The sequence below is a fragment of the Sphingobium sp. V4 genome, assembly GCF_029590555.1.
Taxonomy (GTDB): Bacteria; Pseudomonadota; Alphaproteobacteria; order Sphingomonadales; family Sphingomonadaceae; genus Sphingobium.
The window spans coordinates 1637781-1652285 of sequence record NZ_CP081001.1; the positions used below are offsets into that span (position 1 = coordinate 1637781).

The following is a 14505-nucleotide window of genomic DNA, read 5'->3' on the forward strand; positions in this document are numbered from 1 at the left end:
AGGGCATTTACTACGAAAAATCGGAAGCGGCACGTCCCATTATGCAACCTCGATGGGGGCGACCTCATAGCCTGCCTCGCCCAGCGCCGCGATCAGCCGCTGGAGGTGCGCCCTGTCCCGCGTCTCGCACTCCACGTCCAGGCTGAGACCCTTGGCCGGCAGGTTGGTGAAGATGCGCTGATGCGCCAGTTCGAGGATGTTGACCGCCTCCTGATCGAAGATGCGGGCGACATGGAACAGCGCGCCCGGCCGGTCCTGGAGGATGATGCGCAGCCGCGCCAGGCGGCCCGATCGAGCAAGGTCGCGCAGCAGGACATTGGCGAGCAAGCGCGTATCGATGTTGCCGCCGGTCAGGATCAGGCCGACATTGCGCCCGACAAACTGCTCGCGATAGCTGAGCAGCGCGGCAAGACCCGCCGCCCCGGCACCTTCGACCACGGTCTTCTCGATCTGCAACAGCAGACTGAGCGCTTCCTCCAGCCGCCGTTCGTCGACCAGCAGGACATCGTCGGCCAGCCGCTCGACGAAGCGGCGGGTGATCTCGCCCGGCTGCTTGACCGCGATACCCTCCGCCAACGTATCGCCGTCGCAGGGCAGGTCCGCGCCCTTGATGAAATCATACATGGACGGATAGAGTTCGGCCTGCACGCCGATCAGCCGGATGTCGGGCTTCATCGCGCGCGCGGCCGTCGCCATGCCGGAAAACAGGCCGCCACCGCCGATCGGGATGACCAGCGTGTCGATCTCCGGCGCATCCTCCAGCATTTCGAGCGCGACGGTGCCCTGCCCGGCCATGATGTCGGGTTCGTCGAAGGGATGAACGAAGGTCAGCCCCTGCTCCACCTCCAGCTTGCGGGCATGGGCATAGGCGTCATCGAACTTCTCGCCATACTGCACCACGGTCGCGCCATGGCCGCGCGTCTGCGTGACCTTCACGATCGGCGTGGTGGTGGGCATGACGATGGTGACGGGCACGCCCAGCCGCTTGCCATGATAGGCAAGCCCCTGGGCATGATTGCCCGCCGATGCGCCGATTACGCCCTTGGCCTTCGACGCCTCATCCAGTTGCAGGAGGCGATTGAGCGCACCGCGTTCCTTGTAGGCGGCGGTGAACTGGAGATTTTCGAACTTGAGATAGACCTTGCAGCCAAGCATGTCGGACAGCGTCTGGCTGATCAGCGTCGGCGTCTTGACGATCGCGCCGGCAATGCGGGTGCGGGCGGCAAGGATGTCATCGACGGTGACGGGCAGCGGCAGCGCGCTTTCGATCTTGGCTAGCGTGTTCATGGGCACGCCCCCTAGACGAAAATTGCCCGCGAAGAAACTGGCACTGTCGGAAAACTCGCCTTATGGCGGGGATGGACGCACGAAATGTACGAGGCTTGATGGCTAGGATCGCGTTTATCGGCTTGGGAATCATGGGTGGCCCGATTGCGGGCCATCTGGCGCGGGCGGGGCATGATCTGACGGTCTATAACCGCTCCATCGGCAAGGCGAAGAGATGGGCCGAAGCCTATGGCGGCGCGGTCGCGATCAACCCGGCCAAGGCGGCCGAGGATGCCGAGATCGTGATCAGTTGCGTCGGCACCGACGACGACCTGGCGCAGATCACGCTGGGACGCGAGGGCGCGTTCCGGGCGATGCAGCCGGGCAGCCTGTTCATCGACCATACCACCGTGTCGGCGCGGATCGCCCGGCAATTGTTCGTCGAGGGCGAAAGCCGGGGCATTCACAGCGTCGACGCGCCGGTATCGGGCGGTCAGGCGGGCGCCGAGAATGGCCGCCTGTCGATCATGTGCGGCGGCAGCGAACCGGCGGTGGCGGCGGCGAAGATCGTGATGCAGGCCTATGCCGCCCGCATCGTCCATGTCGGCGGCGCGGGCGCGGGCCAGACCACCAAGATGGTGAACCAGATCTGCATTGCCGGCGTGATTCAGGGGTTGGCGGAGGCGATGCGCTTCGCCCAGGCCGCGGACCTAGACCTCGATACGGTGTTCGAGGCGATTTCCGGCGGCGCGGCGCAGAGCTGGCAGATGGATCATCGCTGGAAAACGATGGCGCAGGACGAGTTCGACTTCGGCTTCGCAGTCGACTGGATGCGCAAGGATCTGGGGCTGGCGCTGGAGGAAGCGCGCGCCAACGGAGCCACCCTGCCGGTGACGGCATTGATCGATCAATATTATGCCGATGTGCAGGCCATGGGCGGCCATCGGCAGGACACCAGCGCGCTGGTGCGGAGACTTACCCGAGCATGATCCGATTTCTCTCTTCGAGCGCGCTGAAGAGCGCCGCCCTGGCGCTCGCCACCCTGCCCGCGCTTGCCCCCCTGCCCGCGCTTGCATCGGGCGTGGTCGACAATGTGAACGGCATCGCGATCGACGCGAACGGCAGGATCGTCCGTTTCGGCGCGCTGATGATCGACGACGACGGCAAGGTCGAAAAGCTGATCCCCGGCCGTTACCAGGAACCCGAATACAAGCCCAAGAAGCCCAAGCGCGGCCAGCCCTGGCCCGAACGACCCAAGGGGCCGACGTTCAAGCTGGACGGGGGCGGCAAGACGCTCATCCCCGGCCTGATCGACGCGCATGGCCATGTCATGGGATATGGCCTGTCGCTCATCACGCTGGACCTGTCGGACACGACATCGCTGGGACAGGCCCAGGAGAAAATCCGGGCCTATGTCGCGGCCAATCCGGGGCGCAAATGGATCATCGGCACCGGCTGGAACCAGGAGGCCTGGGGGCTGGGCCGCTTCCCCACGGCTGCGGATCTGGACGCGGCGGTCGGCGACATTCCGGTCTGGCTGGAGCGGGTCGACGGCCATGCCGGCTGGGCCAACAGCGCCGCCATCCGCGCCGCTGGCGTGACGGCGGCCACCAAGGCGCCGGCGGGCGGGCGCGTCGAGATGGCAGCGGGCAAGCCGGCGGGCGTATTCGTCGACAAGGCGATGGACCTGATCCAGAAATTCGTGCCGCCGCCCGCGCCCAAGGACCGCGACCTGGCACTGGAGAAGGCGCAGCGCGCGCTGTTGTCGATGGGCATCACCGGCATCGCCGACATGGGGACCGGCATCGAGGATTGGCAGGCCTTCCGCCGATCGGCCGATCGCGGCGCGCTGCGCGTGCGGATCATGTCCTATGCCGCCGGCCTCGACAATATGGTGCTGATCGCCGGGCCCGAGCCGACGCCCTGGCTCTATGACGATCATCTGCGCATGGGCGGGATCAAGCTGCTGCTCGACGGGGCGCTGGGTTCGCGGGGGGCGTGGTTGAAGGCGGACTATGCCGACGCGCCGGGGCAGCGCGGCCTCACCATGATCCCCGGAACGCAGCTGCGCAACATCATGAGCCGCGCGGCGATGGACAATTTCCAGGTCGCTGTCCATGCTATCGGCGACGCGGCCAATGGCGAGATACTGGACGCGATCCAGGAACTGAACGACACCTACAAGGGCGACCGGCGCTGGCGCGTCGAACATGCGCAGATCATCGACCCGGCCGACCTGCCGCGCTTCGGACCGCTCGGCGCGATCGCGTCGATGCAGCCGGTGCACGAGGCGTCGGACTGGCGCATGGCGACCACGCGCATGGGCATGGACCGGCTGAAGGGTGCCTATGCGTGGAAGGCGATGCTCGACAATCGCGTGCCGCTCGCCTTCGGCTCCGACGTGCCGGTGGAGAGCCCCAACCCCTTCCCCGGCATCGCCGTCGCCATGAGCCGCGAGGATGCGAAGGGCGAGCCGACGGGCGGCTGGATGCCCGATCAGCGGGTGAGTTTCGAGGCGGCGCTGGACGGCTTCACCCGGCAGGCGGCCTATGCGGGCTTTGCCGAAAAGAGGTTCGGCAGCCTGATTCCGGGGCAGCGCGCCGACTTCCTTCTGATCGACCGCGACATCAGCAGCGCGCGGCCGGCCGACATCCGCCAGACGCAGGTGCTGGAAACCTGGATCGGCGGCAAGCGGGTCTATGTGAAGGGGCAATAGAGCGGGCTGTTCGGTCAGTGCGCCAGATTGCCGGCATTCACATCGCGTTATCGGCGGCGTTGAAGGCGTCCTCGAACGTCTCGGGCAGCGGGGGCTGAACCGGCTTGTCGCAGCCCACTTCCTTCATGTGCGCGCGCAAGGCGTCCATGCGGCTGAGGTTCCAGCGCGCCAGCGGCACGCCCAGCGGACGGAATTCGGCGCGGTCGAACAGTTCGACGACATAGGAAGCGCAAAGCATATCCACCTGCTCCAGCGTCAACATGCCAAGGTTCATCACCATCGGCTTGCCGGGCACGCCATCGCGCCCGCGCACCAGATCGGTGACGTACAGGCCGCCGCGCGGATCGATCAGCACGACGTCGGCCTGGCTCGAATCGATCAGCTTGTGGCTGGCCGCATAGGGCGCGACGAAGGCATGGGTGCGCCAGACCAGGAAGGCGCTGGACAGGGCCGTGATAAGCAGGGCGAGCAGGATCGGGCGCATCGCCCCTTCCGGCCGGAAGCGCGCCCAGCCCAATCCCGCGAGCAGGCAGAAGGGGCCGATGAAACCATGGGCGTAGCGGAAGCCCCAGCCATAGCCCTGCGCCAGTGCCAGCATACAGCCCGCGAGGCAGCCCAGCGCCAGCGGCAGCGCGATTTCCTGCCCCCGGATCATGGTGCGCCAGCGCATCGCGACCATGCCCAGCACGGCGAGCGGCACCATCAGGATATTGTTCCAGGCGACGTAGCGGCTGATGTTGACGAGCGGTTGCCAGCGATCGCCGAGCCGCTGGAAAAGGCTGCCCACCTTGTCAGCGACGCCCGCCGACGGGCGGATGTCGGTCGGCGCGCCCAGCGCATGGAGCAGGAAGCCCGGCCAGAGCTTCGCCCAGACGATGACGATCGCGACCAGCGTGAGCGTATGGAAGGCCGCCACCGCCCAGCGCCGCGCCAGCAGCATCCAGAGGATGAAGGGCGCGATGAAGATGGGCGGGAAATGCCATTGGTGCAGCCCCGCCGCGATCAGTGCGACGACGCCGGCGCTGAGATGGCCGACCACGCCGCCGCGCAGCACCAGCGCCAGCCAGATCATGTTGAGCGCGAAATGGCCCGTCATGGCATAGGGGGTCATGGCCGTGACCCAGAGCTGGCTGGAAGAGAAGCCCAGCAGCACCGTCACCCAGACCGCATCGGGCCGGTCGGGCATCAGGTGCAGCGCCACCCGCCAGAGCGCAAACAGCCCCGCCATCAGCAGCGCCGGTCCGGCGAGGTTTGGGTCGCCCAATTGCCAGAAAATCGCCTGGATCGCGCTGTTTACCGGCAGATAGGCCGCCGTCCAGTAGTCCGCCGCGCCGAAAGGCGAGAAGAATTCGGGCATGATCGCCCGGCGATAGGGTTCCCATTCGACCGGGATCGGCCGGGCAAAGAGTCCTTCGCGCATATAGGCGGCGGCAAAGCGGGCAACTTCCTCGTCGCGGCTGATCGCGTAATTCTGGAACAGGGCATAATGGCCGGCCCACGCGGCCATGCCCAGCAGCAGGATCAGCGGCACGACGATGCGCGCGGTCGGACGGGGGAGAGCAAAGCCCTTCCCTTCCGCCCATGGCGCGGCCAGCGCCAGCAATAGCAGCGATCCGAGCAGAGCCGGAAAATCCTGGTCCAGCAGCAGGATCACCGCCAGGCTGATCCCCTGCCGATAGGTCACATGCCACAGGAAGGTCGCACCCAGCCACAGGGTCAGGCCGATCGCCCCCGCCAGGAACAGGCGGCGCGCGGACAGGAAGCCGGCGACCTTGCCCATGGTCAGCTCTCGACCAGCGCCCGGTTGACGAAAATGCCATCCATCTCGACCAGGCGCGGGAAATGGCCCTTGTTGTTGGCGAAGAAGGCGGAGGGCACGAAGCCGCGTCCCTCCAGCCAGTCGATCATCGCGCGATAGCCGGTGCCGCCTTCATAAATGGGGCGGACGCCCAGTTCCGTCTGCACGCCCAGCATCTTGCCCAGCACATCGCCCGCGCCTTCGCAGACCGACAGGTCATGGCCCTGCGTGTCCATCTTCAGGAAGGGGCGGGCGAAGCCATGCTGCGCCATCAGTTCGGGCAGCATGGTATCGAGGCGACGGCACTGCATCTCCACCGTCTTCGTCACCTTGTTGCGATCGGCGAAGATCGCGTCCTGCTCCCCGGACGGCCTTTTGAGCGAACTGAACTGATCGGCGGCCATGATGTTGAAGCTGGCGCTCCCGTCGAAATCAGACAGTGCCATGTTGAACACATGCCAGTTGCGATCGGACGCGGCATGTCTCTGCAACTCGGCGAACACGTCCGGGTTCGGCTCGAACGACAGGATCAGCCCCTTATAGCCCGCATCCTTGCGGACCATCGTCGCATATTGGCCGCGATTGGCGCCGACGTCGAACAGACAGTCGACCGCGAAGGTCGACAGGAAGCGCCTCAATGCCTGAACCTCGGGATATTGGTGGACGCGGCCGGCCAAGGCGAGACGCATGGCCAGCTTGCGGTCGGCAAGTTCGCGAAGATAGCGGTTCATGCGCGCCCGGCCAGCACATTATCGTAGATGCCGATCGTCGCCACCGCCATATCCTTCCAAGACCCCATTTCTTCACCATAGGCGCGCGCCCGCGCGCCATATTCCTGCCTGATGGCCGCGCTTTCGACCAGCGGCAAGAGGGCTTGGGCAAGGGCGGGTGCATTTCCCGCCGCCGCCCGGACCGCGACGCCGTCCGGCAACTGGCCGAACATGCCTGCGTCGGACGTGACCATCGCCTTGCCATGGTGCAGCGCCGACAGGAAGGCGCCGCTCGAATCGATATGTCGATAGGGGAAGGCGATCATGTCGGCGCGCGCCATGTGCGCGTCGAGCCGGCTTTCGGTCAGGAAACCGAAATCGGTGATGAGGCGGTCGGCAAAGCCCGCCTGCGCGACCGCATCGGTCAGGGGCGCCACGTCCATGAAGGGCTTTCCGGCCAGCACCAGTTCGAAAAGATAGCCCGCGCGCCAGAGCTGGAGGCAGGCTTCGATGAGAAGGTCGATGCCCTTGTAGGGGCGGATCGTGCCGAAGAAGAGGAGGCGCGGCAGGGTCGGCGGAGGGATGGCGGCGAAGTCCTCGCTCGACGCGGCGGCGAGGCGCATGGGCGGGTGTGGCGTCACATGGATGCGCGCGGGATCGACGCCCTGCCCGACCAGCGCGGCCCGGGTCGTGTCGCCATGCACCACCAGCGCGTCGAACAGGTCGAGCAGCGCGCGATAGCCCCGGCCCTGCAAGCCGGCATCGGCATGATAGGCGTCGGCATTGTGGACAGTGTGGACCAAAGCGGTCCGGCCCTTCAGCCGCTGGAGCATCAGCCGGTCGGCGGGCGCGAGCGGGAGCCACTGGACATGGACCAGTTCTGCATCCGTCAGCGGCGCAATATCGCCCAGCGCGCAGGCCAGCCCATATTCGGCCGCCTTGACGATACGGAAGGCGCGGCCCTCGCCCATTTTCGCGCGCAAGGCTTCGCTGCGGCGGAAGAAATGGGGGAGATAGGCATAGCCCTGCGGCGCGATGGCGTCGGTCGCGCGCATCGGGCGGCCGAGCAGGGTTACCTCTGCCCCCTGCCCCGCCAGCGCCGCGCAAAGACTGTCGTCATAGCGCCCGGTGAAGAGCGACGGATCGAGCATCGCGATGTTCATACGCGCAGCAGCCTCTTGAGCGACAGGAGGTGCAGCCCGGCCACGCCCAGCAGCGTCAGCGCGTAGAGCGCAAGAAAGGCGATGTCGAAACGGTCGGGCCAAAGCAGCAGCGCGAGCGGCGCGCTGCCCAGCGAGCCGGCGAGGAAGGGGAGCGAGCGCGCGAGCAACTGCCTGAACCGCCCCAGCGCCGCCTGCACATAGACGGAGACGCAGAGAATGGTGAGCGCCGCCAGCGCAATGATGATGAGGCCGATGTCGGCCCGGTCGACCGCCGCGCGCCCGTCGAACAGGATCGCGAACAGCCGGTCGCCCGCCACCAGCAACACTGCCGCCAGCGCGACGGCAAAGACCATCGCCGCGCCCAACGCCCGCAGCAACAACTGCCGGAGCCGGGCCTTGTCGCCGGCATGATAGGCGCGGGTGATGCGCGGCAGGGCAGCTTCGACCATGGCGCGCACCAGCATGGACAGCGATCTGGACATCTTGAAGAAGAAATCGAACACCAGCATCGGCCGCGCGTCGGATGTCATCGCCGCTATGGTGAAATAGGGCGCGTTATAGGCGATGATGTCGGACACGGTGAAGGCCGCCGATGCGCCGATATCGCGCAGATAATGGGCACGGACATGGCCGCCCCCGACGCGGAAGGCGAGCCAGTGGCGGCGGTTCATGTTCAGGCGGCGATGGACATGGGCGATGGCCCAGCCGATCACCGCGATGCTGGCGACCAGTTGCAACGCCACCGAGAGGCGCGGGTCGAGACCAGCCAGGATCGCCAGCAGCAGCCCGATCGTCACGACACGCCGCGCGCAATCCAGCCCTTCCCACAGGAAATTGCCGTCGACCGCCGCCAGCGCCCGCTTGGCGAGCAAGGCCGGCAGGTTGAGGCAGGCCGACAGGAAGAAGAGCAGGAACAGCAGCGGCATCCCCGTCGCCAGCCAGCCGCCCACGAGCGCCGCGATCAGGATCAGCGTCGCACCCGCCACCAGCACGGCAAGGAACAGGAACAGCACGCCCATCTCCTCCAGCCGGAAGCCGCCGTCAGTTGCGGCTTCGCCGCTGTCATCGTCTCTGGCCAGCCAATGCTGACGCAGCCGGGCATAGATGATGCTCGTGAGGCCGAACTCCGCCGAAATGGTGAAGTTGCCGAAAGCGACGAGCAGCAGGAAGGCCTGGAACTCGGCGATCGGCAGCACGCGCACGAAGACGAAGGTGACGGCAAAGCCCCACAGCAGCACCAGCCCGACATTGGCGAGCTTGACCAGGGCCAGGATGCGGGCACTGCCCTCCACCCGTGCGAGACGGTTCATGCGGGCTTGCGCGCCCGGAACAGCCGGTCGTCAAGCGCATGGAAATGGCGCGTGGCGACGTCGATCGAGGCGGCGTCGATCTCCTCAAGGTCGAAGCCGGCGGCGCGGATGCGGTCGGCGAAATCGGGGCCATATTGGCGGACATGATCCCACTGGCCGAAACGGCGTTCGCGTTCGCGCGGGGGCATGTCGAAGCTGCCGTCCTCGGTCGGTCGGTCCCAAAGCGGGACGATCAGCCAGGCTTCGCCGCCGGGCTTGAGCGCGCGGAGAATGTTGCGCAGCACGGCCATGTCGTCGGGCACATGCTCCATGACATGGCTGGCGTAGAACAGGTCGTAGCGATCGCTGTCGGCCAGTTCCATCAGGTCGACGCGGCGCATGTTCGGCACGCTGTAGCGCGCCGGATCGAGGTCAGCCGGCGCGTAATCGGCGGCGGCGGAGAAGCGCCTGACCAGGCTGCCTTCATTGGGGGCCATGTGCAGGATCGCACCCTGCGTCGGCACGATCAGCGTCCCCTGCCCGATCAGCCAGTTCATAAGCCGCTCGCGCGGCGAGGCGCCACATTCCGGGCAACCCCATTCGCCATTGTCGCCATAGCGGAAGAAGCCAACCACCGTCGCGCCGCAGGCGGGGCAGCCGCGGTTTGCGCGTGCGCCCATCGCCTTGCGCACTTTGAGCGCCGCCTTGGTCAGATGCTTGCCGGCGGCCTTGGCCACCCGCTGGACAGTAATCACGTCATTCTCCGCTTGGGGTCTGGCAAGCGCCTATACAATATCGCGCGGCCTTGGCGAGAGGGTCAGCGCGACTTGGCGGGGTTCCATGTCGTGACGGTGCGCCCGCTCATCGCCTTGAGCACGCCCTGCAAGGTGGCGGCATAAGCGATCAGCACGTCGACCAGCGCTGCAAACGGGCCGCTTTTCGAGCGGACGCCGATCCAGACAGCGAAAGCGACAGCTAAGGCGCCAGCGAGGTATAATGTCGGCGAGAGACGTAGCGCCAGCGCGCCCGCCGCCACCGCGCCGATCAGGATGAAGACCCCGCCGAACCAGCGGATGATCTTGCGCGAGGCATATTTGAAGCGGTCGATCACGGTCATTTGCCTGAGTTGCGGACGCAGATGGCTGTGCGTGTGCCAGGCGCGCGCGGCGATGCGGACCTTGCGGCGATATTCATCCTTGCGCGCCGTGACGAGCCGTTCGCGGGCGATCACGTCCTTCGCCTTGACGAGCCGCCGGCCCGCGAAGACCACGGCCATGGACACGGTGAGGTCGTCCAGGACGCTGTCGGGAAATGCGGGATAGAGGCTCCGCCGGATCGAAAAGATGGAGCCGTCGGCGCCCAGCACATTGCCGGTGCGCGATTCCTCGTCCTTCAATCTTTCCTCCAGCCGCCAGTAGAGCGACCCGACCGAGGCAGTGGCGCTTTCGTCCGCGCCGACATAGTGAAGCGAGCCGAGCACACCGCCGATCGCCGGGTCGGCATAACGGGCTAGCAGCCGATCGACCGCCTCCTCGTCCAGCAGCACATTGGCGTCGGTGAAGATCAGCACATCGCCCCGCGCCCGCGCCGCGAGCTGCTTCATGCCATGCGCCTTGCCGCTGCGGCCGGGGCCTCGGATCAGGGCGACGAGGTCGCCCCGTGCCGCGATCAGGTCGCCAGTGCCGTCGGTGGAGCCATCGTCGAAGGCGAGACATTCGAGCGCGGGATAGCGGCGCTTGAGCATCGCCAGATTGGCGAGCTTGTCCGGCATCGTGTCGGCTTCGTTGTAGGCGCAGAAGAGGAGCGACGCGCTGGGCGCCAGCCCTGCGACCGGCTGTTCGGGCCGGGTCGGCAAGGCGCGAAGGATGAGCGGGTAGCCAAGAAAGGGCCAGGCCACCGCCACCAGGCACAGCAGCAGGATGGCAGCAAGGATCAGGTTGGTCGCCATCGGCTCAATAGGCCTTGTGGTGGACGAGCACGCCCAGTGTCGCGACGATGATCCGCATGTCGCGCCAGATCGACCAGTCGCTGACATATTCAAGGTCGGAGCGGAGGCGGTCGATCAGATCCTGATGATGGTCGGTCGCGCCGCGATGGCCGCGCACCTGGGCCAGGCCGGTCATGCCCGGCTTGATGCAGTGCCGTTCCCAATAGCGGGCGTCGACTTCCCAATAGAGGCTGTCCCCCGCCTTGGCGGCGGCGGCGTGCGGGCGCGGGCCGACGATGCTCATGTCGCCCTTCAGCACGTTGAAAAGCTGGGGCAGTTCGTCGATGCTGGTCTTGCGCAGGAAGGCGCCGACGCGCGTCACCCGGTCGTCGTCGCGCCTGGTGAGCGTCGCGGCTTTATGGTCGCTCGCCTCGCTGCGCATCGAGCGGAACTTGTAGATGGAGAAGGGCCGCGCATCCTTGCCGATGCGCGGCTGGCGGAACAGGATCGGGCCGGGACTAGTCAGTTTCACCGCCAGCGCGGCGCCGACAAGGATCGGCGACAGGAGGATCGTGGCGATGGTCGCGACGATCAGGTCGAACAGGCGCTTGATGAGGCGATCCCGGAACTGGAGCGGACCGCCCGCGACAATGATGGTCGGCTGCCCGTCAAATTCGTCCACCCGCGCAGGGGCGAAGCGCAGCAGTTCGGGCACGACGATCTCGCCCCGGGCGGAGAGCGACTTGAGCGCGGCCGACCAGTCGTCCATCCGTTCGAGCGGACAGGCGACGATCACCCGCTCCGCCATGCCGACCGCCGCCGCGAGCCGGGCAGCCATGTCCGCATCATGCCGTTCGGGATGGAGATTGGCGTCGTCGGCCTGAATGATGTCCATGTGCGGGCCGGTCTCAATCGCGACCCCATCCATGATGACGGCGGTCAGATGCGGCACGTCACCCAGCAGGCTGACCGCCAGCCGCGCCACGGCGAGGCGGACGAGGGCCAGGGTGGCCGCGCCCAGCACGAGGCCGGCAAGGAAGGTCAGACGCGACAGTTGCTCGGCGATCTTGCCCAGATAGACGATCAGCAGCATCAGCAAAGCCGCCTGCGCCAGCGCCAGCAGCGCGCGGAATATGCCGCGCCGCACATGGTCCAACGTGTTGATGCCATAGGCTCCGCCCTGCACCGCAAGGATTGCGTAGAGCGGCGCGACCATGGCGAACATCACCAGGCCGTGCGGCTTGCCCGGCTCGCCCCAGAGCGCGCCCAGCACGAACCAGTTGGCGGCGAGAAAGGCGCAGAACAGGCCCGCCATGTCCCCCGCCAGACACAGCGCATAGAGCCGCAGCCGCACGATTTCCTTGGAGACTGTCACTTGCGCGCCCTGTTTATCGTCATGTGCCCCGTTGGCACCGGCTGGCGCGGGTTGCAAGGGGCGTTCTAAATGCAGTCACCTGTCGTGCATACGGACAGCAGCCCAATAAATGGCTGAGCAAGCACGAGTAAAATTGTGTAGATCGCCAACAGCGCCAGCAGATACTTTTCCTTCCAGCGCGCAAATGGAAAGCCGAGAAGCCAAAAGCCACTCATTCCCGCAGCGACTGACAGCGAGGCTGTAATCAAAGCGACAACTTCGCCGCTCCACCAAGGTCGAACAAGATGGGCAAACCCCAGCCAGATCAGCCAAGGCGCGCCTAAAATGACGCCAAGTCCCAGCCAGTTGCGCAACATGTTGCTCACACGCCGAACAACCGGGTCAGCGCCTTGTCCAGCATCAGCAATTGCCAGAGCAGCCGGCCATGGTCCGATACGCCGGACCGATGGTCGGCGGCGACCTTCGCCAGCATCCTGGCATCGAACCAGCCGGTCCTCGCCAGCGCGGAGCCGCCAGCGATCGCGGTCGCCTCACCCGCCAGCGCGCCGCGGAACCAGGCGCTGATGGGCGTCACGAAGCCCATTTTCTGGCGATAGAGAATATCCTGCGGCAGGAACGGCTCCATCGCCTTCTTCATCAGATATTTGCCGCTGTTGCCGCGAATACGCTGCGTCACCGGCAGGCGTGCGGCGAACTCGACCAGTCGATAGTCGAGCAAGGGCTCGCGCGCCTCCAGGCTGACGGCCATGCTCATCCGGTCGGTCTTGGTCAGGATGTCGCCGGGCAGCCAGATGCGGATATCGGCATATTGCGCCCGGTCAAGCGGGTCGCGCGCGGGCGCATCAGCCATCGCCTTGATATAGCGGTCCTCGGCCCGATAGGCGCCGAGGCGGCTCTTCATGTCCTGGCCGAACAGGCGCTGGCGCAGAGCATGGGGCGTCACGCCGACCGAGGCGGCATAGGCTTCGCCGCCCTCCCCCGCCAGTTCGAGGAAGGTCGACTTGGCGCGCAGCGCGCGGGGCGCCCAGTCGGCCTTGGGATAATATTTCCCCAATGTGCCGAACAGCGGCTGGCGCACCGACGCGGGGATCAGGCTGCGGAACCGTTCCCCCTGCATCTGGAAGCGGTGGCGGCGATAGCCCGCAAAGGCTTCATCCGCGCCGTCGCCCGACAGGGCCACCGTCACCTGTTCGCGCGCCAGTTCGCAGACGCGATAGGTCGGCAGCGCGGAGGCGTCGGCGAAGGGTTCGTCGAAATGGAAGGCGAGCGTATCGATCAGGCCATAATCGTCCGGCGACACGATCCGGTTGCGATGATCGGTGGCGAAGCGGCGGGCGACGCGGTCCGCATAGCCGGTCTCGTCGAGGCTGGCGACGTCGAAGCCGATGGTGCAGGTCTGGACCGCGCGGGCCGACGCCTCGGCCATCAGCGCGACGACGCTGCTGCTGTCCACCCCACCGGACAGGAAGGCGCCGAGCGGCACGTCCGCCACCATGCGCGACCTGACCGCCTGGCGCATCAGCGCGACCAGTTCCTCTTCCAGCGCTTCGGGCTTGGCTTTGCTGCGATCGGCGAAGCTGACGTCCCAATAGCGTTGCGGCTGCGGCAAAGGGCGACCGCGCACCAGGCGAAGTGTCTCGCCCGCGCCCAGCTTGCGCACGCCCGCCACCAGGCAGGCGTCGTCAGGGACATAGCCATAGGCCATGTAATCCTCGACCGCCGAAAGATCCGGTGCGCGGCGCAGGAGCGGATGAGCGAGCAGGCTTTTGAGTTCCGATCCGAAGATCAGGCTGCCATCGGAGAGCAGCGCATAATGGAGCGGCTTGACCCCCAGGCGATCGCGCGCCAGCCAGAGCGATTGCGCCCGCGCGTCGAACAGGGCGAAGGCGAACATGCCGTTGAAGCGGGTGACGCACTCCTCGCCCCATTGGCGATAGCCGTGGAGGATGACTTCAGTATCGCTGTGGGTGCGGAACACATGGCCCTTGGCCTCCAGCTCGGCGCGCACTTCCGCGAAATTGTAGATTTCGCCGTTGAAGACGACCGCCAGGCTTTCATCCTCGGTCAGCATCGGCTGCGCGCCGCCGGCAAGGTCGATGATGGAGAGGCGCAGATGGCCAAGGCCCACGCCCGGCGCGGTCCAGATGCCGCTGCCGTCCGGGCCGCGATGCGGCATCACGTCCAGCATGGCGCGGACCCGCGCGGGATCGACCGGCTTGGCCGTTTCGAGATGGAAGATGCCCGCTATGCCGCACATGCGA

General features: G+C 66.5%; 12 protein-coding genes. 2 read left to right on the forward strand and 10 right to left on the reverse strand.

Annotated elements, in window-relative coordinates:
• Positions 1–39 precede the first annotated feature (39 nt).
• On the reverse strand, positions 40–1287 hold the full coding sequence (locus K3M67_RS08265; protein WP_066859121.1) for a threonine ammonia-lyase: 1248 nt from the start codon (positions 1285–1287) through the stop codon (positions 40–42).
• A 98-nt stretch (positions 1288–1385) separates the two neighbouring features.
• Between K3M67_RS08265 and K3M67_RS08270 the strand changes: the two genes are divergently transcribed.
• Positions 1386–2255, forward strand: a complete 870-nt coding sequence (locus K3M67_RS08270) for an NAD(P)-dependent oxidoreductase (RefSeq protein ID WP_066859120.1) — start codon at positions 1386–1388, stop codon at positions 2253–2255.
• Positions 2252–3982, forward strand: coding sequence for an amidohydrolase (locus K3M67_RS08275; protein WP_285831253.1), 1731 nt, complete (start codon positions 2252–2254; stop codon positions 3980–3982). Before K3M67_RS08270 ends, K3M67_RS08275 begins: the two co-directional genes overlap by 4 nt.
• A 37-nt stretch (positions 3983–4019) precedes the next feature.
• Here the strand turns inward: K3M67_RS08275 and K3M67_RS08280 are convergent, their stop codons facing one another.
• The 9 genes from K3M67_RS08280 to K3M67_RS08320 form a co-directional block, all read right to left on the reverse strand.
• The gene (locus K3M67_RS08280; protein WP_285831254.1) at positions 4020–5762 is read right to left on the reverse strand and encodes an MFS transporter; all 1743 of its coding nucleotides are present in this window, start codon (positions 5760–5762) and stop codon (positions 4020–4022) included.
• A 2-nt stretch (positions 5763–5764) separates the two neighbouring features.
• The gene (locus K3M67_RS08285; RefSeq protein ID WP_066859117.1) at positions 5765–6511 is read right to left on the reverse strand and encodes an FkbM family methyltransferase; all 747 of its coding nucleotides are present in this window, start codon (positions 6509–6511) and stop codon (positions 5765–5767) included.
• Positions 6508–7653 (reverse strand): glycosyltransferase family 4 protein, encoded by a 1146-nt coding sequence (locus tag K3M67_RS08290; protein WP_285831255.1) that lies wholly within the window; start codon positions 7651–7653, stop codon positions 6508–6510. The genes K3M67_RS08285 and K3M67_RS08290 overlap by 4 nt, the downstream gene beginning before the upstream one ends.
• Positions 7650–8963, reverse strand: coding sequence for a hypothetical protein (locus K3M67_RS08295; protein ID WP_285831256.1), 1314 nt, complete (start codon positions 8961–8963; stop codon positions 7650–7652). Before K3M67_RS08295 ends, K3M67_RS08290 begins: the two co-directional genes overlap by 4 nt.
• Positions 8960–9697, reverse strand: coding sequence for a class I SAM-dependent methyltransferase (locus tag K3M67_RS08300; RefSeq protein ID WP_066859115.1), 738 nt, complete (start codon positions 9695–9697; stop codon positions 8960–8962). The genes K3M67_RS08295 and K3M67_RS08300 overlap by 4 nt, the downstream gene beginning before the upstream one ends.
• Before the next feature lie 62 nt (positions 9698–9759).
• Positions 9760–10890 carry a glycosyltransferase gene (locus K3M67_RS08305; RefSeq protein WP_285831257.1) on the reverse strand — a complete coding sequence of 377 codons (1131 nt, stop codon included), beginning with the start codon at positions 10888–10890 and terminating at the stop codon, positions 9760–9762.
• Positions 10891–10894: 4 nt separating this feature from the next.
• Entirely contained in the window at positions 10895–12244 is a 1350-nt protein-coding gene (locus K3M67_RS08310) for a sugar transferase (RefSeq protein ID WP_066859113.1), read from the reverse strand.
• Between the two features lie 65 nt (positions 12245–12309).
• On the reverse strand, positions 12310–12600 hold the full coding sequence (locus K3M67_RS08315; RefSeq protein ID WP_066859112.1) for a hypothetical protein: 291 nt from the start codon (positions 12598–12600) through the stop codon (positions 12310–12312).
• Between the two features lie 5 nt (positions 12601–12605).
• Positions 12606–14501 (reverse strand): XrtA/PEP-CTERM system amidotransferase, encoded by a 1896-nt coding sequence (locus K3M67_RS08320; RefSeq protein ID WP_285831258.1) that lies wholly within the window; start codon positions 14499–14501, stop codon positions 12606–12608.
• Positions 14502–14505: the final 4 nt, after the last annotated feature.